This is a genomic window from Erwinia tracheiphila, assembly GCF_021365465.1.
Taxonomy (GTDB): Bacteria; Pseudomonadota; Gammaproteobacteria; order Enterobacterales; family Enterobacteriaceae; genus Erwinia; species Erwinia tracheiphila.
This window is the reverse complement of the sequence record NZ_CP089932.1, coordinates 2023306-2043970: the sequence shown is the minus strand read 5'-3', so window position 1 is coordinate 2043970 and position 20665 is coordinate 2023306. Positions and strand designations below refer to the sequence as shown.

Annotated in this window: 15 protein-coding genes and 8 pseudogenes; 16 read left to right on the top strand and 7 right to left on the bottom strand. The window is 50.0% G+C overall.

The features are described from left to right. Window positions 1-208: 208 nt before the first annotated feature. Window positions 209-1492 carry a FliC/FljB family flagellin gene (locus LU633_RS10830; protein WP_016192842.1) on the bottom strand — a complete coding sequence of 428 codons (1284 nt, stop codon included), beginning with the start codon at window positions 1490-1492 and terminating at the stop codon, window positions 209-211. Between the two features lie 280 nt (window positions 1493-1772). Between LU633_RS10830 and fliD the strand changes: the two genes are divergently transcribed. The 4 genes and pseudogenes from fliD to LU633_RS10810 all read left to right on the top strand — a co-directional run. Beyond that, complete coding sequence (fliD, locus tag LU633_RS10825; RefSeq protein ID WP_016192843.1) at window positions 1773-3185, top strand: flagellar filament capping protein FliD; 1413 nt, start codon at window positions 1773-1775, stop codon at window positions 3183-3185. 13 nt (window positions 3186-3198) lie between these two features. After that, entirely contained in the window at window positions 3199-3606 is a 408-nt protein-coding gene (gene fliS / locus LU633_RS10820; protein WP_016192844.1) for a flagellar export chaperone FliS, read from the top strand. Beyond that, entirely contained in the window at window positions 3607-3975 is a 369-nt protein-coding gene (fliT, locus tag LU633_RS10815; RefSeq protein WP_016192845.1) for a flagella biosynthesis regulatory protein FliT, read from the top strand. A gap of 133 nt (window positions 3976-4108) precedes the next feature. After that, a pseudogene (locus tag LU633_RS10810) lies at window positions 4109-4448 on the top strand (alpha-amylase); the annotation flags it as partial. 79 nt (window positions 4449-4527) lie between these two features. Here the strand turns inward: LU633_RS10810 and istB are convergent. Then, a complete protein-coding gene (gene istB, locus LU633_RS10805) occupies window positions 4528-5271 on the bottom strand; it encodes an IS21-like element helper ATPase IstB (RefSeq protein ID WP_046372017.1) in 744 nt (247 codons plus the stop codon). A 10-nt stretch (window positions 5272-5281) separates the two neighbouring features. Then, the gene (gene istA, locus LU633_RS10800; protein WP_046372016.1) at window positions 5282-6811 is read right to left on the bottom strand and encodes an IS21 family transposase; all 1530 of its coding nucleotides are present in this window, start codon (window positions 6809-6811) and stop codon (window positions 5282-5284) included. 239 nt (window positions 6812-7050) lie between these two features. Between istA and amyA the strand changes: the two are divergent. Then, window positions 7051-8145: pseudogene (gene amyA, locus LU633_RS10795) on the top strand (alpha-amylase); the annotation flags it as partial. A gap of 46 nt (window positions 8146-8191) precedes the next feature. On the opposite strand, the gene yedD reads toward amyA, so the two are convergent. Next, window positions 8192-8674 carry a lipoprotein YedD gene (yedD, locus tag LU633_RS10790; protein ID WP_016192848.1) on the bottom strand — a complete coding sequence of 161 codons (483 nt, stop codon included), beginning with the start codon at window positions 8672-8674 and terminating at the stop codon, window positions 8192-8194. Window positions 8675-8814: 140 nt separating this feature from the next. Between yedD and LU633_RS10785 the strand changes: the two genes are divergently transcribed. The 8 genes and pseudogenes from LU633_RS10785 to LU633_RS10745 form a co-directional block, all read left to right on the top strand. Further along, entirely contained in the window at window positions 8815-9138 is a 324-nt protein-coding gene (locus tag LU633_RS10785) for a DUF6388 family protein (protein ID WP_016192849.1), read from the top strand. Window positions 9139-10678: 1540 nt separating this feature from the next. Then, a protein-coding gene (locus LU633_RS10775) for an IS1 family transposase (RefSeq protein WP_233481952.1) occupies window positions 10679-11376 on the top strand; the annotation gives its coding sequence in 2 pieces (ribosomal slippage) (window positions 10679-10928 and window positions 10928-11376; 699 coding nt in all). 274 nt (window positions 11377-11650) lie between these two features. Beyond that, the gene (locus LU633_RS10770) at window positions 11651-12931 is read left to right on the top strand and encodes a rhamnan synthesis F family protein (RefSeq protein ID WP_046372015.1); all 1281 of its coding nucleotides are present in this window, start codon (window positions 11651-11653) and stop codon (window positions 12929-12931) included. A 187-nt stretch (window positions 12932-13118) separates the two neighbouring features. After that, window positions 13119-13301: a hypothetical protein gene (locus LU633_RS10765; RefSeq protein ID WP_016192853.1), complete on the top strand. Its 183-nt coding sequence runs from the start codon at window positions 13119-13121 to the stop codon at window positions 13299-13301. Between the two features lie 328 nt (window positions 13302-13629). Then, window positions 13630-13755 (top strand): annotated as a pseudogene (locus LU633_RS26180) (IS256 family transposase); the annotation flags it as partial. A gap of 390 nt (window positions 13756-14145) precedes the next feature. Next, the gene (locus LU633_RS10760; RefSeq protein ID WP_161796965.1) at window positions 14146-14286 is read left to right on the top strand and encodes a hypothetical protein; all 141 of its coding nucleotides are present in this window, start codon (window positions 14146-14148) and stop codon (window positions 14284-14286) included. A gap of 8 nt (window positions 14287-14294) precedes the next feature. Beyond that, window positions 14295-15508 (top strand): annotated as a pseudogene (locus LU633_RS10755) (IS91 family transposase). A 149-nt stretch (window positions 15509-15657) separates the two neighbouring features. Continuing rightward, a pseudogene (locus LU633_RS10745) lies at window positions 15658-15822 on the top strand (IS256 family transposase); the annotation flags it as partial. 76 nt (window positions 15823-15898) lie between these two features. Here the strand turns inward: LU633_RS10745 and LU633_RS10740 are convergent. Next, a complete protein-coding gene (locus LU633_RS10740) occupies window positions 15899-16456 on the bottom strand; it encodes an EAL domain-containing protein (protein WP_232426929.1) in 558 nt (185 codons plus the stop codon). Window positions 16457-16680: 224 nt separating this feature from the next. Between LU633_RS10740 and LU633_RS10730 the strand changes: the two genes are divergently transcribed. Next, a protein-coding gene (locus tag LU633_RS10730) for an IS1 family transposase (protein ID WP_325175736.1) occupies window positions 16681-17378 on the top strand; the annotation gives its coding sequence in 2 pieces (ribosomal slippage) (window positions 16681-16942 and window positions 16942-17378; 699 coding nt in all). Window positions 17379-17458: 80 nt separating this feature from the next. On the opposite strand, the pseudogene LU633_RS10725 reads toward LU633_RS10730, so the two are convergent. Next, window positions 17459-18414: pseudogene (locus LU633_RS10725) on the bottom strand (SulP family inorganic anion transporter); the annotation flags it as partial. Between the two features lie 201 nt (window positions 18415-18615). On the opposite strand from LU633_RS10725, the gene ychF reads away from it, so the two are divergent. Both ychF and LU633_RS10715 read left to right on the top strand, forming a co-directional pair. Beyond that, window positions 18616-19707, top strand: a complete 1092-nt coding sequence (gene ychF, locus LU633_RS10720; RefSeq protein ID WP_016192857.1) for a redox-regulated ATPase YchF — start codon at window positions 18616-18618, stop codon at window positions 19705-19707. 172 nt (window positions 19708-19879) lie between these two features. Then, window positions 19880-20017, top strand: a pseudogene (locus LU633_RS10715) (Arm DNA-binding domain-containing protein); the annotation flags it as partial. 33 nt (window positions 20018-20050) lie between these two features. On the opposite strand, the pseudogene LU633_RS10710 reads toward LU633_RS10715, so the two are convergent. Then, window positions 20051-20555: pseudogene (locus LU633_RS10710) on the bottom strand (peroxiredoxin). Window positions 20556-20665 lie beyond the last annotated feature (110 nt).

The following is a 20665-nucleotide window of genomic DNA, read 5'->3' as shown; positions in this document are numbered from 1 at the left end:
GCCAGCGGAGAGCACCATCAGATTAACAGCAGCTCTCTGCCCGTTTTGTCTGGCTGTATGTCCAGCAGCGTTGAGGATATGGTTTTCAGCAGGCAATAAAAAACGGGCCGGAAACAATCTACCTGAACGAATTCAGAGGATTGCCGCCATGCCCGTTTGGGGTTTTACCTGCTCCCCGCCCGTTCAGTCGGGGAGCGATGCAAGGTTATTAGCCCTGCAGCAGTGACAGAACCTGCTGTGGAACCTGGTTCGCTTTCGCCAACACGGAGTTACCTGCCTGCTGGATAATCTGTGCTTTAGACATATTCGACACTTCCGTCGCATAGTCAGCATCCTGGATTCGCGACTGCGCCTCTGACAGGTTAGTGGTGGTATTGCTCAGGTTGGTGATAGCTGAATCCAACCGGTTTTGTACCGCACCCAGGCTTGAACGGAACTTATCAATCTGTGCAATCGCTTTGTCCAACAGGGCCAGCGGGTCAGATGTTGAAGTACCGGTGTACAAGCTGGTGTTGCCGGTGTTAGCGATATCGTTGATGTTGCTGCTGCCTGAAGTTGCAGTGTCGCCGCCGTTGGCAATGCCGCTTGATGCAACGGTGTACTCTTTGCCCTGTACGGTGACGAAGCCCACTGCGTTACCGCTGGCGTCTGCACCAACTTTGATCGCCTGGCCAGTCATCACACCAGAGGTGACGCCGTTGGTGCTGTCGCTGTAGTCAACTTCAGTTTTGTTCAGTTCAACTTTACCGCTTGAACCGACAGATACAGAGTAGTTGTCGCTACCGGAAGATACCACGTAGGTGCTGGTGGCTTTGCCGCTGCTGTCCAGCACGCTGTGCAGTGACAGACCAGAAGCAGCCATGCCCAGACCAGATGCCACAGCGCTCAGGTCAACGGTAGACATGGTACCGGAAGCTGCTGAACCTACCTGAGTAATGGAATCACCGAGGCTCAGTGCATTTTTGTCTACGGAGAAGCCTTTCAGACCCAAAGTAGAAGAGTCAATTTTCTGCAGGTCGATAGAGATGGTTTCGCCATCGTTAGAGCCAACCTGGATTTTCATGGTGCCGTCTTTTGCCAGCACGTTCACGCCGTTGAACTGAGTCTGACCAGATACGCGGTCAATTTCGTCCAGACGAGATTTGATTTCGTCCTGGATTGAGGTCAGGTCGGAATCAGAGTTGGTACCGTTCTGTGCCTGTACGGTCAGTTCACGAACACGCTGTAAGTTATTGTTGATTTCAGACAGTGCGCCTTCCGTTGTCTGCGCAGCAGAGATACCATCGTTAGCGTTACGAGATGCCTGAGTCAAACCGTTGATGTTAGAAGTGAAACGGTTAGCAATCGCCTGGCCCGCTGCGTCAGCTTTTGCGCTGGTGATACGCAGACCGGATGACAGACGCTCAATAGAACTGGACAGAGCAGACTGGTTTTTGTTGATGTTGTTCTGGGTGATCAGCGAGAGGCTGTTGGTATTGATGACTTGTGCCATGATAAAGTTTCCTGTTAAATTGAATCGGGTTTAAGGTGGTTGGGCTTGTTTTCACCCCGGCTTCATCGCCGTCAATGTTGTTATCGTCTGCCCTTTTCGAACCTTTAGAATTTTTTTAGCGCCGTATCAAAATTTTCTCCACAAACCCTGGCCGACGAAATACCCCCTTCTGTTAGCGCTATTCTCGCCATTGTCCCGTTGCAAATAATCATAAACTTTCCCTGTGTCTGGACGATAACCATGTAGTTCACTTTACGTGTTGACTATAAAAGGAAACATTATGACCACTATATCTACCCTGGGAATCGGCTCGGGCCTCGACTTAAGTACTATTCTGGACAGCCTTCAGACGGCTGAAAAAGCCACGCTGACGCCAATTTCCACGCAGCAGACGTCTTATACAGCTAAGTTAAGCGCTTACGGCACCCTGAAAAGCGCGCTGACCACGTTCCAAACCGCCAATACCACGCTGAATAATGCCGATTTGTTCTCCTCCACGAAAGCGACCAGCACCACCAGCGCGGTGAGCGCGACGACAACCAGCGGTGCAGTGGCAGGTAAATACACTATTAGCGTATCGCAGCTGGCTACCGCCCAGACGCTGACCTCTGGCGCACAGAGCACTAACTCCACCGCCATCGCCAGCTCGGACAGCACCATTACGTTGCAGAAAGCCGATGGTTCTGCCGCCGTGAAGATTTCGCTGACTGCTGCCAACTCGTCGCTGACCGGTATTCGTGACGCCATCAATAAGGCAGATGCCGGCGTTACCGCAAGTATTATCAAGACCGGTGACGGGAGCTATCGTCTCTCGATGACCTCTGACAATACCGGTACAGATAATGCGATGACCGTCGCCGTCAGCGGTGACAGCACGCTGCAAAGTTTTCTTGCCTACGATGGCACCTCAAGCAGCAATATGACCGAAAGCGTCACGGCGCAGAACGTCAAACTGACGGTGAATAACGTTGCGATTGAGAACAGCAGTAATACCATCAGCGATGCGCTGGAAGGCACTACGCTTAACCTGAGTGATACCACATCAGGCAACCAGAGCCTGACCATCACCAAAGATACCTCTGGGGCCTCATCTGCCATTACTAACTGGGTAAATGCTTATAATGATTTGCAGGATCAGTTTGCCAGCCTGACAAAGTATACGGTGGTAGATGTTGGTACCTCGACTCAGGATTCCAGCAATGGCGCCCTGGTGGGCGATAGCACGCTGCGTACTATTCAGTCACAGCTGAAAAGCCTGTTGACCAACGCGGCCAGTACCTCAACCTTTAAGTCGCTGTCGCAGATTGGCATCACCAGCAACCCGACCTCAGGTCAACTGTCAGTGGACTCCACCACGCTGGACAGCGCGCTCACCAGCAATTCTGACGGGGTAAAAGCGATGATTATCGGTGATGGCAAAACGACCGGTATCTCCACCACTATCGCCAGTAACCTCACCGGCTGGTTATCCACTACCGGCATTTTGCAGGCGGCAACGGATGGCGTCAGTAAGACCCTGAATAATCTGACCAAGCAGTACAATGATCAAAGTACCCGAATTGATGCGATGGTCGCACGCTACAAGACCCAATTCACCGCACTTGATGTGCTGATGAGCAAATTAAACAGCACCAGTAGCTATCTGACCACTCAGTTCAGTACATCAAACAGCTCTACAAACAGTTCATCGTAATTAAGGAGAAAACATGTATAGCGCAAGCGGGACCAAAGCCTATGCAAAAATCGGGGTTGAAAGCGCGGTGATGAGTGCCAGCCCTGACCAACTGGTCACTCTGCTGTTTGATGGGGCACTCAGTGCCCTGGTCCGCAGCCGGTTATTTTTACTCGATGGCAATATTGCAGGTAAGGGAGAATCTCTCTCCAAAGCCATTAACATTATTGAAAATGGCTTAAAAAAAGGGCTGGATGAAAACAGCGGTGATTCGCTGGCTGATAATCTCACCTCGTTATATCGCTATATGGTGCATCGCCTGTTACAGGCTAATTTGCACAATGACAGCGAAGCGATTCAGGAAGTCGAAACGTTGCTGCGCAACATCGCCGACGCCTGGAAAGAAGTTTCTGGAACCACTGCTCTTCAGGATGCCGTTTAAATGAATATTGCGCCGCACATACTTACGATTTACCAACAATTGTTAGTGCTCAGTCAGACGATGCTGCGTCTCGCTACCGAGGGAAGCTGGGAAGAGTTGATTGAAATGGAAGTCGTTTATGTCAGCGCGGTAGAAAAACTGGCGGAAAGCACCAAACAAAATCCGATACCGGCACAGGTGCAAGATCAGTTACGCCCTGTTCTGCGCCATATTCTGGACAATGAAGCTGAAGTGAAAAATCTGCTGCAAGCAAGGATGACCGAACTCTCCTCACTGATCGGTCAGGCAAGTCGGCAAAAATCCGTTAATAAAGCCTATACCCGGGTACAGGGAGTAGTGCTGTTTGCACACGGACCGGGCGGCATCTGACAGATACCGCAGTATGAATATCACTCATTTCTTTAAGAGGACCAGTACGTTATAAAATATCCGTGCCGGTCCGCGCTTTTTTCCCCGCCTGTTCCATACTGCAGATTCACCCGCTAAAAACTGGGGCACGGAGATGCACAACCCCAGCCTGTTGCAATTCTTCCACTGGAATTACCCTGACAGCAGCAAACTCTGGTCGGAAGCCCCCGAACACACGGCATGGCTGGCAGAAACTGACATCACCGACGCCTGGCTTCCTCCCGCTCATAAAGGCGGATCAGAGGGATATTCGGTGGGTTATGATACTTACGATCTCTTCGATCTTGTCGAGTTCGATCAAAAAGGTTCCCGTGCCACCAAATACGGTGATAAAACGCAGCTGCAGACCGCCGTGGATGCGCTGCGGGCGTTGGGGTGATTATGGATATGGTGCGGATGAGAAAGAAAACGTCCAGGTCAACCACGTCAATCCTGCGTATTCCGATGATTCCGGTCAGTGATTCCGGCGATTTCGATCGCGCTTCCCGCGCTGGTTATTTCTTCCTTTAGTTTTTAACCCGTCTGATCGGTTTGCGCCAGTTTACGCATTGATTCGCCCCTGAGCTCAACGCGATGTCCGTTGTGCAGTAGCCGGTCCATCAGGGCATCGGCTACCGTCGGGTTGCCTACCAGCTTGTACCATTCACTCACCGGTAGCTGACTGATGATGATGGTGCTTCCCCGCTGGTATCTGTCCTCCATCACTTCCAGCAGCTCTGAGGCCTGGCGGGTGTTCAGCTTCTCAAGACCCCAGTCATCAAGGATGAGCAGGTCCTTTTTCGACAGATGCAGCAGTTGCTTCTGGTAACTCCCGTCGGCATGCCCGATATTCAGGTCATCAAGCAGCCGCGTCAGCCGATAATACACCACCTGGATATGCTGCTGGCAGGCCTGCTCACCCAGGGCACAGGCAACGTACGTTTTTCCGCATCCCGTGGGGCCGGTGATCAGCACATTTTCATGACGGTGAACATAGGTGCCTGTCAGCAGCTGTACCAGCAACTGCCGGTTCAGCCCCCGTTCCGGCCGGTAGTCAAGCTGTGAAGGCTGCGCATCCAGTCTCAGTTTCGACTGTCTTCGCAGACGGTTGACCTTCGAGACCTCCTGCTGCAGCAGTTCGTGCTCCAGCAGGAGGCCCAGCCGTTCCTCGAAGCTCAGCGAGGTGTAGGTCATCGGCTGCGACCATTGCAACTCCAGCGCGTTGCTCATGTGCCCCAGCCGCAGGGCGCGTATCTGTTCCAGCAGGTTGTTGTGCATTATTTTCTCCTCAGTGGTAGTACCCGGCACCGCGTACGTTGCTGTGCTCTACAGGGGACTCATCCGGCACTTCGTCTTTCAGCCGGTCCCGGTGGTTTGTCAGCAGATTCAGGATCACCTGACGCCATGGGCGCTCCAGTAACAACGCCTGCTGGCAGGCGTTTTCCAGCCGGGTATCGCCATATTCACGGCTGAGATTGAGCAGACCCAGGCAGGTCCGGTAAGCCTGTTCCGGATGTGCGCGATGGTGCAGGTGCCATGCCACCACGGCACGGGTGGTGCTGCCGATGCTCTCGCCCCACGACACCAGCCGCTCCGGGCTCCATCGCTGTCGGCGATGGGATTCCGGCATATGCTCTGCTTGCGTGGTGAAGCCACCCTGTTGCTGTGCCCGTGGATGCCGGGCTACCAGTGTTCCACGGTGATAGAGGCGGACCAGTCGGGCTCCTGCCTCGATATCGATATGGCTGCCAACCAGCGCGTGAGAGACGGAGTACGCATGTTTGCTGTACAGCACGTGATAGTCCGGGCCGACCTTTGCCCGGCGGATATCAACGTATTCATACCAGTATGGCGGGAGAGCCTTCAGGGCGGGTTTATCCAGTTGTTCATACAGGCTTTTCCTGCAACCCGGCAACCGACGGAACGGCCGCTCATTCAGTTCCTGCAGTAGCTCACTGATGGCCAGATTCAGCGCGGCCAGCGTATGGAACACCTCATGCCGCAACCACATCAGGATCCAGCGCTCCACGACCAGAACGGCATTTTCGACTTTGGGTTTGTCTTTCGGTTTGCGGGGCCGGGCCGGGATCATCGCCGTGTTATAGTGCCGGGCCAGCTTGCGATAGTTCTCGTTCAGCACCGGCTCGTAGCGGTCTGCGCGGCTGACCGCTGCTTTCAGATTATCCGGCACAAGAAGCTGGGGAACACCGCCGAAGAACTCGAACGCCCTGACGTGGGCCATCAGCCAGCTTTCCTGCCGCTGGTTTTCACAGGCCTCAACATAGGTGTAGTTTGAGGCACCGAATGTGGCCACGAAGATGTGAGCCTGCCGGACCTCACCCGTATCCGGGTTGATAACAGGGATCGTCGGCCCGCAGAAGTCGAGGAACAGTTTCTCACCGGCGACATGATGCTGACGCATGCTATGCTTCTGTAGCTTCAGCCAGTCGTTGTAGAGGTTGCAGAACTGGCTGTAGCCGTAGGCATTTTCGCCAGCGTCCTGTTGATATTCCTGCCAGAGCAGGATTTTGGTCATCCCCTTACGCTTCAGTTCCTGGTGGCACAGCGGGAAGTCCGGCATCCGTTTATGGCTGTCGCTGGCGCGTCCGGTATAGAGCAACGCTTCGAGCTGTGATTCCGTCATCTCCTCCGGCAGGGGCCACGCCAGCTGGCTCCCCCTGAAGCGGGTGACCACATCAGATACGGTGCTGCACCCGATATTCAGACAGGCTGAGATGCTCCTGTTGGGCAGGTGACAGTCAAATTTAAGGCGCAGCAGTTCTTTAATTTTACTCATCCGCGTTCTCAGTCTTGCGATGGCGACACGTCTCCGGAAGATGGGTTATCAGGAGAAAGTGTTGTCCATTGTTTTAAAAGTGAAAAGCGCGGGATTCCGACGGATGGCCAAATCTGGCCGGAACAAATCGGAATTCGTGGTCGAATTAAATCGGAAAGTGCGATCGGATTAAATCGGAATCAATGGTCGGTTTGGGTCGGAATCAATGGTCGGTTTAGGTCGGAATACGCAAATCCCGATAACCGGGGGAGACAGACCCTGAGGTGATTGAGGCAGAAGCATGGACACGCTTTACTTTCCCTGTGCGGAACGGCGAATATTCACAGTTCGTCTGGGGTTTCAAATGCTTTAGCGGCATCGATCATATCGAAAACCCCGATGAAAATGGCGTCTTTAAAATCGTCAATGATTATTATACTGGCGAAGACTGGAACGTTCAGGTGGATGACGAACTGGGCAACTTCGATTATTTGATGGGTGCCAATATCGACTTTCGCCATCATGCGGTCACTGAAGAACTGAAATACTGGGCGCGCTGGATGCCCGAACAGATTCCCTGAACTGGCTTTCGCCTTGATGCGGTCAAACACATTCCTGCCTGGTTTTATAAAGAATGGATAGACCATATTCAACAGGTGGCAGAACCGCCGCTTTTTATCGTCGCGGAATACTGGTCCCATGATGTTGATAAGCTGCAACACTATATTGACCAGGTAAACGGTAAAACCATGCTGTTTGACGTGCCGCTGCAGATGAATTTTCATCATGCCTCCCGCGAGGGCGCTGACTATGACCTCAGCACAATTTTCAATGACACGCTGCTCGCGGCCGATTCCTGGCACGCGGTGACTATCGTTGTGAATCATAACACCCGGCCGCTGCAGTTGCTGGAAGCGCCGGTAGAAGCCTGGTTTAAACCGCTGGCCTGTGCACTTATCCTGTTGCGTGAACAGGGCCTTCCAGCGGTGTTTTATCCCGACCTGTTTGGCGCAAGCTCCGAAGATGAAGGTGGCGATGGTGAGACTTACCACATTGACATGCCGGCAATCCGCGAGCTGGAAGCACTAATCCGTGCCCGTCAGCTTTATGCTCACGGGATTCAGACCGAATGGTTCGATCACACCAATTGCGCTGCCTTCGCCCACAGCGGAGCAGAGAAGCTTCCGGTCTGCGTGGTTATTATGTCCAACGGTGATGAGGGAGAGAAAAATCTGCCGCTCGGTGCCCGCTTTGCCGATAAAAACTGGCGGGATTTTCTGGGGCATCGCAAGGAAACGGTCAGTTCAGATGATGAAGGAAATGCGCTGTTTCGTTGTGATGCAGGCAGCGTTAGCGTATGGGGGTTGCAGAACTAAAGGCGGCTCCATGCAGAATCTGGTTCTACATGGAGATGCTCGGGCATTAAAATTTACTGTTTCTGAGCGTCGATTTATGGTGTGGTTTGCCTCCTACGGAGGCCGCCTGAACGGGTGTGACCGCAGGGGCGTCCGTCAGGTGGGCAAGCGCATCCTGGCACTCTGTCGTGGGTTGTTTAACCCGCTGCAGCACCAGCTTATCGTAATGCAGATCGCCACCTTTCAACGTCAGCGGCATCATCCGCGATGCAATATTGATGTTTACCCAGTCGTCACTGAATTGCGTTACCCTCCCCGGTTTGGCAATGACTCGCTGCCACTGACGGCAGTCCAGCGTATCGCCGTCGGCATTGATAATCAGGCTGGCTATTGCCTCTTTACTCACCAGACCGCGCTGTGGCCCAACGCTCTGCCAGTACCCTACCAGACTGGCAGGTGGTGGCGCTTTTACTGCGCTTTGGTAGCTCGGTACGTGGGCACAGCCAGACAGCACCACCGCTGCGGCTGCGGCTAACATCCACTTTTTCATTTTTTTATTCCTGACTCATCGACCAGGCGCTAACTTATAATGTCTTCAGGTCCATCGCAAGCTACGCAGTATTATCCTGACATTTCACTTCGGCCTTACTGAAGGTAAACTGCCACTCATTTTTCTATATCAGGTCCGTTATGAAAACCGTTGAAGAGTACTATGCCATCGCTAAAAAACTGTTCCTTGACACCTATCCCGAGATTAACGCCGCCATTACTGCACTTAGTGCTGAGGATGCGGCACCGTTGGGCATGACGCTAGCACAGTTGCAGTCTGTGCAGGCGGATCGCGCCTGGGCAGCGTTTATCCGTGAAAAGAAGCTGGATGGTATGATCTTTGCTATCCAGCTGGCGGAGCCTGACAAGGTGATCGCCGCACAAGCCATCGAAGCTTATCTGCGAGAGCACGCCGCGGCCTTAGGGATGAGCTGGGAAGCATTTTGCATCAAAAATGAACTCTGATACGTCAGACCGTGCCGGACGCTTCTGGCATATCGTTCACCGTTTGCTATCTTTTTGTCACACAACGCCATCATTTTACTGATTCAATCCTTCAGGCTTTATTCAGATGGCTGTCAGCTTATGTATTTCAGATACTCAGCCGTAACAATGGCAATCAGCCGTTGGTGGAAAACGGATGCAAAAAAACATGCTGAACGGGCTTTTCGTTACGTGTTTCTTTCATGATAGCCACAGGCAACGACTGTTAATATCGCGTGGTCACAAGACTGTCGAAACAGGCTTCGTTCACCTACGTATTCAGCCGCAGTCGTGTTGCCTGGCGGTGACGTCGCGGCGGTATTAACCTGCGCTAACACAAAGATGGTTTCTGCTTCATCGCTTCAGCAGACCCCAGAGCCACACTAAATAGTTGCCCGGAATAGTACATCATGGTTGGTCAGCCCTTGAGGAATAGGGAATTGAGGCGTTTTCGCTGCCATTTGGCGTTACATCATATCATACTTCGCTCTGCCGGGCCTGCAAGATAGCCATCAATGCCAGGTATAACGGTATCAGGCGCAGCTATTTAGCCTTGACGCGTGGTCTGTCACTCTCCGGCTGATGTCCCATAATGTTCACGGTATTAAGAGAATGCTGAACGCAGCCATAACCTTGTCATTAGCGCTGTGAAAATCCCCACCGCCGATAATGTTCAGATTCCTGATTTTGTCAAATATAAATGCCCATGTTTGTAGCAGCCAGTATAACTTTTGTGTTTTTGATCAAGATTAGCGGCATGATAGAAAAATAAAAAAGGCAGTTTATTATTCGTATACGTCCGGCTGGTTATATTTGACACTCGATTCTGTATTTAGTTGATGAGGTTTAACGGCATGACGATCAATCCACTGCTGAAAAACATAAAAATCATATTAATCGATAGTACTGTTCTTCATATTTTGAAACGCAGACCATGGATGATAGCATTTACTTTCTCAGGCTGTATTTGGTTAATTATTCTCACCACATTTCTTTAACAACGGCAAAATAAGAATGTCGACCATTGTTATCTGGATGGATAAAAAAACAGATACTGAGTTCAACAGAAACATTCTGCGTAAAGTATAAAATAGCCACTTTAAAAGACCGGTTTATCACAGAAGATGATGTAATCAACCTCTCTACCCTGAATAACTGCGCATAATGGTGTGCCACTTTCGACCAATCCGTACAGAGTAAGGTATTGGGACTGTATTCTCTGCCTGCTCTCACTGCATGATTCCTGGCATGTGTTGTCCTGACGCAGGATGCCACATCTTAGTAAAGGGCAATTGTAGCGATATCAGACGCCATTATTTAGCCAAAAGTGAGCACTATTGCGGACAGTTATTCAGTCGCTATATCGTTAAGAATCTGATAACACAGGTCCTGACATATAGCCTGCTGTGTCTATGTTATGTCGTAGCCTGGAAAGTTCCTGAGCTACTGATGAGTATGACAGGTTGAGCGGTCGTGACGCAGACTTGCTGATTACGTATGCTTTGCGCTTTGGATGTAACATATGGCTAAAGTTGATGTCGTCTGCCCTCAGTGCAATGAAACTCATGCTGTACGATGTAACGGACATTCAGCATCCGGCGCCCAACGTTACATCTGCAAGCATTGTTCAAAGACCTTTCTGCTCAACTTTAGCTACTCCGGTGCCAAACCAGACACACACCAGACCATTGTTAATATGGCCATGAATGGTTACGGATGTCGCGATACCGCACGGGTTCTCGGCATCAGCCTCAATACGGTTCTGCGGCACGTAAAAAAATTTCGCCAAAGCAGGTAGCTGAGAATATCGACCCCGAAACGGAGGTTGTTATCTGCTGTGAAGCCGGTGAACAATGGTCTTACGTGCGGTGTAAAAGCAATCCCCGGTGGTTGTTCTATGCTTATGACCGTATCCGCAAACGTGCTCTGGCCCACGTCTTCGGCCCGAGAAATGCCCCGACCCTGCGACGATTGCTGGCCCTGTTAAGCAAATTTAACCTTGCCTTTTATATGACAGATGCCTGGCCGGTTTATAAAGTTCTGTTAAGTGCAACAGGCCACGTGGTGAGCAAGAAATATACCCAACGGACAGAACGGCATAATCTTAATCTTCGCACACATATCAAACGACTGACCCGCAGAACAATTTGCTTTTCGAAGTCAGAGGAAATGCACGATAAGATCATCGGTTGGTATCTTACTCTTCATCATTATCAATAAATCTGCGTCACGACCCAAAATGGCGCTATAAAGTACAAACTTTCTTAACTCAGGCAAGAACCACCATACTGTTTTATAAGTCAGCATACCGAATTATTGATGCCAGCCATTGTCGTGACTCTAAAAGGGTGTAACATATAATTACAGAAAAATTACATTAATAAAAAATAAATACATATATAAATTCACTAAAAGACACATTATATTGCTTGCGTTTGCTTGTGCATCAGAAAAAATGCTATAAAACACCTTTAGTTAACCAAGGATAGTGGCCATGCCAATAATTAATAAAAAATGTATAAATCCTCTTATAAATTTTTACCTAAGAAACCACTTTCTCTGCGTATCATTAATCAAAGCAGTTAAAACAAAAAGTAAAAAAGATATTATCTTAGAAAACAAAAATTCAACAAAACTCCTTCTGATCATTGCATTGAATAAAAAAGGATCCTTACGAAAAGATATTGAAGGTTTTTTGAAAAAAATGAAAGAAAAAGGTGCAGGCATTATCGCAGTCAATGCCTGCTCGCTGGAAAAAAAAGAAATAAAAAGAATATCAGCACTTATCGATATTTATATTGAAACCGATGATATCGGTCGCAGCTTTGCAAGCTATAAAGAATGCTTTGACTATATCTATAAAAACCAAATGAATCAGCATTGCAAGCGACTGATTATGTGCAATGACAGCGTTTTTTACAGTTCACATGGGCTAAATGATTTTGTTGACACCATGATTACCACTGAAAAAAACGTGCTGGGAGCAACTGAAAATCACGCCTGTGATAAATATCTTGACTCTTATTTCATCAGCTTTTCCGGGGGGATAATTAACAATGAGAAATTCATAGCATACTGGCGAAAGTACAAAAAAACCGACTCAAAGCATAAAATAAAAAGCGAGGGGGAAATTCATCTGTCACAGGTCCTGCAATCCATTAGTATGGGAAATAAGGATTTTGTTTCTCTTTATAATATCTCCGGTATTGAAAGATCGCACAATGATATCACCAGTATTGTCGATTTGGCTTTCGCTGTCAGTATGGGAAAACATAGCTGTGAACAGACTACTCTGCTGAAAGATAAATTTTGTCAGGATAAATTCATTGCTTCTTATTTTAAAAAATACAGCAAAGAGATGTTGCCTGCTGGTTATCAACATAGTCAGTCTGCTGAAAAAAAAGGAGGGAATACTCCAGAGAAAAACCTTCATTCCATGCTGTTTATGCAGTGGCTTAACCATCTTAAGACATCCTCACCACAGCCGGATAAAGCATTAATCCATGCCCTGAAAGGCAGATGTCTGGAGTTCTGTGTTGAAGGGTCACAAATTCACCTCAACGCCATAATTTTAAAAAAAATGGGGCTGCCGTTGGTCAAACTTGATTTATTTTATCGCGGTTATTTAGGCATGCATGATATGTTTAAAATCACGAAATTACTTCACGATAAACAAGAAGTGGAAGCGTTCAGCCAGCTGATTTCTTCTAGGACTGCGGGTAAACATTTTTATAAAGGATTTATGCGCGTTGCCTTCATGCATGACTACATTTGATGATTGAGCGCGAACGCCAGGATGATGTACTGGTTTTGGCAGATAAATCCTTTTCTCTTTCATCACAACGATGACGGCAGGCTTATGATCCAATTCTGCCCACTCACCTTATGCCCGACAGCGCTTGCTGCATCATCATTTCTTTCGGTTTTCATATTCTGTTCCACTAATAATCACACCAGGAATCATGGAATTTAACCTTCAGAGCAGCAAGCAAAAGGAGGCGAGCTTTATCTCCCGTGGCCAGGGCAGGATGGAACAACAAGAGCTGATGTTTGTTTTTAACCCAAAGGTGAATGCCATCAACTTAAAAAGTGATAGCTATTACACCGTATCTTCACTGCCGCAAACATGGAGAGCCGCAATTTAAGAGGGCTGGAATTAAATACAGGAAGCCATACCAGTGCAGGCAACCTGTACCTGCTGGTCTTTATCAGCCGGAGCAAATCCAAACTTTGTCGCCTCTCAAATGGGACACGCTGATGCACAAATGGTATACCGGATATATGGCACCTGGATGGAGGAGGAGAACACCCGGCAACTGACGTTGATGAACGCCAAATTAAACAAGTTTGTGCTACATGCGTGCCACGACAAAGAGTCCATGTAGTTATATCCTATTTAATCATAAACTTACTACACCAGACTTGTATATTCATAATGTGGTTTTGGAATTTTCAGAACGAGTAAAGAGCTGATCAAAAACAAGGCAGGCAAACTGGGCCAGACTGTCGACGTTCTTCGCTTACCCGGCAGACATCCGCAAGACGCTCGACACGACCAGCGCCATCGAGTCGCTGAACAGCGTGATCCAGGGTGCCATGAACATAGCGCCCTTACAGGGCGAGCGTCACGGCTCTGCCGTTCCGAGGGTGTTCATGACCGGCTCACAGCTTTATACTCTGCGGTATGTTAATTTCTCAGGAAATCATTCACATGGCCCGTAGCAAAGCCCCCAGAAAGCGTAAACCCACGCCCTCGTCCCGACGCGCTATACCCGGATATCCTAAGCGTTTTCTGGTGTCCATTCCGCCCCGGAGCGATTATGACGACCCCGACGAGTTTTTTACGACACTCCGCAGGATGCCATTCGTCACTGTGTCCACCTGGGGCCACAGTTTTTCCTCGATACACACTTCGACCCGCCTCTCGTCTGCATCATCCGCGGCTTTGAGCCGCCTGACTCACCCGACGGCGATGTCGTCCTTGAGTCCATGCCAGCCGATGTGTTTATTATCGCCACAGAATCCGGCATGCTGCCGGTGACCTTCGCTCCCTGGGATAAACACACCGACAACTGGGCCGATGACTGTGACGACTGGCACTATAATACCGGTGCCACTGCAGAGCGATAATCCGCCGCATGTATATCCCGCGCCCGGCAAAACTGCTGTTCACCACTGATGACGCCTGGAACCGGTATATGGATAAACACGGGGACACCCTCAGCCCCTGGACCGTACTCTGCGTCGAGCGCATGCTCGCCTGCGGCACTGCTGCCATGGGGGTGAAGCGATACTGCTGCGCCTCCCCGGACTGCACCCACACCCGCTTCTTCTGCCAGACCTGTAAATCAAAAGGCTGCAGCTCCTGCGGACATAAGGCCACGGAGCAGTGGATTACAGAGCAACAGCAAATTCTGCCCGACTGCGACTGGCAGCATATCACCTTCACCATGCCCCATCTGCTGTGGCCCTTTTTCAACAATAACTGGCCTCTGCTCAATGCCCTGTTCCGCGCAGCCACCCGCGCCATGCTCCGCTGGGCCAGAAAACAGGGTGTGGAAGTCGGTATCTTCTGCGCCCTGCACACCTACGGTCGCCAGCTCAACCAGCATCCCCACATTCATCTCTCCGTCACCCGCGGCGGGCTTGATATTAAACACGGCGTATGGCGCGACCTCTTCTTTAAAAAGCATGCCGTGGAGGAAATCTGGCGCGGAGCCGTCATCCGGCTGCTGCGCCACAGCTATGACCTGATTAACCCCGGCAGGCTGCCGGGGCTGGGGCATATCCACGACAAAAAACAGTGGCTGCGCTATCTGCAGGCGCAGTACGGGCGCCGCTGGAAGGTCCACTTCGCGAAGAAGACCCGGGGGGCCTGGCGGAGCGTCAAATATCTGGGCCGGTACCTGAAACGGCCCCCGTGTCGGCGGCGAAGCTGAGGCACTACAGCGGCGGCGCGGTGGTGCACCACTATTACGACCACCGTACGCAGCAGTACCGGCAGCAGACGCTGACGCAGGAAGATATGATCGGACGTTATATCAGCCATATCCCGGCGAAGCATTTTAAGATGGTGCGTTATTACGGTTTTTTATCAAACCGTAAACGGGGTAGCCTGCTGCCGAAGGTGTATGAAGCCCTGGAGATGGAAGCGCGGAAAAAACCGGAGAAGCCCGGCTTCGCCGCGCTGATGAAAGAATTTCTGCGCACGGATCCGTACAAATGCATTCTGTGCGGCAACCGACTGCGCTTCAGCAGTGCGCAGGCCGGGAGGCACGCGTCGGAGTTGGTGGCAGAAAGACTGCATAACATCGACCGGAAACGATGGCTTCTGGCACAGACTGCGGGATAAGTGCGTCTGAAAAACAGCTTTCAGGTTAAAAACGCGCCGCAAATGCCATTTTATGACCATAACGTTCCCGATGGCACATCATTACTGCATTACAGACACTGCTGCTCATGGTCAGGAAATTTTTAAAACGATGATTCAGTTTCCTAACCATCAAGAAGCGGAAGGTGCTCCCGACTGACGACGCAGTGAAGAAGGAGGTGTGGCTGGCAATCCAGGCCGCATCACAGAAATGGACGATGCCACGGAGGGTCTGGCGTATGGCGATGAGCCGTTTTATTATCGGGTTCGGTGACCGCCCGGACGGTCACTACTGAGAAAAGGCATTTACACAGAATCATGTACAGGGTCACGATGGCCGTAATGCCATCGGTATTACTCATCCACCTGCGGTTACTGATCGTTAAAATCTGAAAGCGGCACCACGGGCAAATAATACCCCTGTACGCCCCAAATTTTGTGATCTGCCAGCTTATTGAGCCCGAGCGGGTTCTCAGCCCCATCCACAATCACCCGACTGGTATACTGACGAATATGCGCCATCAATACGTTGAAGAATGGCTTTCCGGCATTCTTCAGATAAAACTGCCTGTCCAGCTTCACCGCTTCAAACATCTTTGACTGAAGTGCATTCAGATTCGCCGCACCAGCCCCGAGATCGTCGAGCCACAAAATATTTAGCTGTTCAACCAGCGTGCGCAAAATAGGGTTATTCGGGCCGTCGTGCAGATTGGGAAAATCCTCCGTCAACTTCAACCGAATAAAGGGTAAATGACTGAGTATATGCTGGATAAGCACGGACTCAATCACCACCTTTGCCAGCTGAAAATTTATCGTCACACAGCACAATAGATTGTTAAGCCGGAAATAGTCAGCATACTGCTCTATAGCAAGCAGCTGATTCAGCAAATGGCTTTCAGCAATCTGCGCAGCTTCAGATACGGTCTTCATCGACGCATGATTATTCTGTGTGAAATCAAGCGCGATCAACTCCCCGTCAAGGGTGTGAATCGGAACGCAAAATAAGTTATTTATCATGCTTTAAATGCCAGTTTTATGAGCTTCCTGCCAGTTATAAAAATCGTCGTACAAATTAATTTCAGTCTTTCATTCTGTAATTCGGGTCGTGACGCAGACTTGCTGATCACGTATGCTTTGCGCTTTGGATGTAACATATGGCTAAAGTTGATGTCGTCTGCCCTCAGTGCAATGAAACTCATGCTGTACGATGTAACGGACATTCAGCATCCGGTGCCCAACGTTACATCTGCAAGCATTGTTCAAAGACCTTTCAGCTCAACTTTAGCTACTCCGGTGCCAAACCAGACACACACCAGACCATTGTTAATATGGCCATGAATGGTTACGGATGTCGCGATACCGCACGGGTTCTCGGTATCAGCCTCAATACGATTCTGCGGCACTTAAAAAAATTTCGCCAAAGCAGGTAGCTGAGAATATCGACCCCGAAACGGAGGTTGTTATCTGCTGTGAAGCCGATGAACAATGGTCTTACGTGCGGTGTAAAAGCAATCCCCGGTGGTTGTTCTATGCTTATGACCGTATCCGCAAACGTGCTCTGGCCCACGTCTTCGGCCCGAGAAATGCCCCGACCCTGCGACGATTGCTGGCCCTGTTAAGCAAATTTAACCTTGCCTTTTATATGACAGATGCCTGGCCGGTTTATAAAGTTCTGTTAAGTGCAACAAGCCACGTGGTGAGCAAGAAATATACCCAACGGACAGAACGACATAATCTTAATCTTCGCACACATATCAAACGACTGACCCGCAGAACAATTTGCTTTTCTAAGTCAGAGGAAATGCACGATAAGATCATCGGTTGGTATCTTACTCTTCATCATTATCAATAAATCTGCGTCACGACCGTAATTCGAGGATCAATACGACGATTTTTTATCTTATAGGCACTCACGGCTTTAAGCTTTAAGCATTAACCTTCATCAGCAGCAACTTTGTAGTCAGAGTCATCTGTATCAACGCTGCAAAATGGTCCCGCCTGCTTCAGCAGGCTGACACAATCAGGGCTGAGATGGCGCAAACGCAGATTTTTTCCTGCCGAAAGGTAACGAGCCGTGAGCTTATCAATCGTCTCAACACAGCTGGAGTCCATGACCCGTGTGCGGGCAAAGTCGATAACCACATTTTCCGGGTCATTCTCCGGATCGAACAATTCATGGAAGCTGGCAACGGAACCAAAAAAGAGCAGCTCCTCCAGTCGATAAGTCTTTTGCCCTTCACTCTCTCTTCCAGGCTTGCCAGGGTAATACGCGCATGTTGCCACGCAAAACCAGCGCCGAAATAATAACCCCACAGATTACCGCCACAGCAAGGCCGGTAAAGATAGTGACGACCGTAACAGCAATCATGATCGCCGCGTCGGGCTTCGGCATCCGCTTCAGACGGCGAAGTGAAGTCCATTCAAAGGTGTTGATGCACACCACAAACATAATGCCCACCAGTACCGCCAAAGGTAACAGGGCAATATATTTCGACAGACTGACCAATCATCGCACACCCGGTAAAGCTGCCAAAAAAACCACAAATCGTATTGCCAACCCCCTGCGCTACACATTCCTTATTGCAATCGTCCTTTTTGCTGTACATTTCATCCAGTACGGCCAGGGTGAGTAACGATTCTATCAGTCCCACCAGTGCGATAATCAGCGAATAAGGCAGCACAATTGTTAGCGTTTCCACGCTTAACGGTGCATCCGGCAGATGAAACATGGGCAGCGTCCCCGAAATATCGGCCAGCGAGCCGGGGAGCACTTTAGTGAATTTCGGAAAGAGCCAGACAATCAGCATCACCAACGCAACAGGCCCGTACATCAACAGCCCCTGATGTTTCATCATTGGGAACTGCGCCAGCGCGATGACATCTGCGAGAACTCCGTCGGTTGCCAAGTTATGTCATTATCCGGGAATGTGAGCCAGATCTCAACATCAATCCCGACCTGCCACAGGAATTCCACGCCATATAAAAGTCAATAACGTGTATAATGCGCCAAACAGGCGGTAACAACACGCTCAGACACAGCAGAAAAACATTCAACTTGCTGATTATCAAGAAATTAAGGTGATTTAATCATGGGATTCAAATGCGGTATTGTGGGCCTGCCCAACGTCGGTAAATCCACCCTGTTCAATGCGTTAACCAAAGCGGGTATTGAGGCTGCGAACTTCCCGTTCTGTACCATTGAGCCTAATACCGGCGTGGTTCCCATGCCTGATTCCCGTCTGGACCAGCTGGCCGAGATCGTCAAACCACAACGCATCCTGCCCACCACCATGGAATTCGTGGACATTGCCGGTCTGGTAAAAGGCGCATCAAAAGGCGAAGGTCTAGGCAACCAGTTTCTGACCAACATCCGCGAAACAGAGGCTATCGGTCATGTGGTACGCTGTTTTGAAAACGACAATATCATTCACGTTAACAACAAAGTTGACCCGGCGGATGATATTGACGTGATCAACACTGAACTGGCCTTGTCCGATCTGGATACCTGTGAACGCGCCCTGCAACGTGTTCAAAAACGGGCCAAAGGCGGCGATAAAGATGCGAAAGCGGAACAGGCAGCACTGGAAAAATGTCTGCCCCATCTGGAAAATGCCGGCATGCTGCGTTCACTGAACCTGAGTGAGGAAGAAAAAACCGCTATTCGTTACCTGAGTTTCCTGACCCTTAAGCCGACCATGTACATTGCCAACGTCAATGAAGATGGCTTTGAAAATAACCCCTATCTCGATCAGGTGCGCGCAATTGCTGAAAAAGAAGGTTCCGTGGTTGTCCCGGTGTGTGCTGCTGTGGAATCCGATATTGCCGAGCTGGAAGATGAAGATCGCGCAGAGTTTATGGCTGAACTCGGTCTTGAAGAGCCAGGCCTGAACCGCGTTATCCGCGCGGGTTACGCGCTGCTGAACCTGCAAACCTATTTCACTGCAGGCGTGAAAGAAGTTCGCGCATGGACAATTCCTGTGGGCGCTACCGCACCGCAGGCTGCAGGTAAAATTCATACCGATTTTGAAAAGGGCTTTATCCGTGCGCAGACTATCGGGTTTGAAGATTACATCACATATAGAGGTGAACAGGGCGCAAAAGAAGCCGGGAAAATGCGTTCAGAAGGAAAGGATTATATCGTTAAAGATGGCGATGTGATGAATTTCTTGTTTAACGTCTAAATAAAAATGTGTTGTCTCATGAAGCTTCAGAACATCTCATGAAAATCACATAACCCTATAAAATCCACACTGTCTCACATAATTTCATGAAAGTGCAATCTAAAACGAGTATATAGATGAGTACAAACCGTTTCCATTATCATTTTAGCTAAGTACAATAACGTTGCAGGGAATAGACAAAGACCCGCTATGCCGCACTGCCAGGTCAAAAGAAAAACTTTATCGGCTCAACGACTTCAACGGTCTCTACCTCGAAGTGAAACCCGACGGCAAAAAGGCATGGCGCTATCGGTTTAAACTCAACGGTAAAAAGGGCGGTCAACATGGCGTGCCTCGCGGGGCATCATTGGGTGGTCGGATGGGCTTTATCCCAAGTTTTGACCGCGTCCAGCGCTTTCTGGATATGGCTGTCGGGGTTACGATCGGTGTAGCTCAGAAGAATGCTGTGGTCAGGTGCTATCACGTAGGAAGTGCGTTCGGACGGTGTTTACCTTTCATCTGCATGGTGATCTGGTACTGCGAGGCAATCTTTGCCCACGGATCGGCTGTTACGGCAAATTTATCCCGGCACTCTGACCGGGAAAACGCGCTGACCTGCCCGGTATTGCCTGCAGTGACGCCAACAAAACCGTGGCACCCAGTTTGGTGAAGCTGTCGGTGGCTTCCGCAAAGTCGTGTGCTTCCACAGTACAGCCCGCGCTGAAGGCGGCCGGAAAGAAGTAGAGCACTACCGGGCCTTTTTGCAATGCCTGCTGCAATGAGAAAGTGATGGGTTTGCCGCCGAGCGCGCCCTGCAGCTCAAAATCAGGTGCTTTAGCACTCGCAGGCAGTGCCGCCTGAACGTTTATAACGCCAGCGCTCGCGGCGTCGCCGCGGCCAGTATCAGTTTGCTTAACTTATTTTTCATCTTATGCTCCGCTAACATAAAGTTAGTGTCAGCATCCAGTTTAATTCAGAG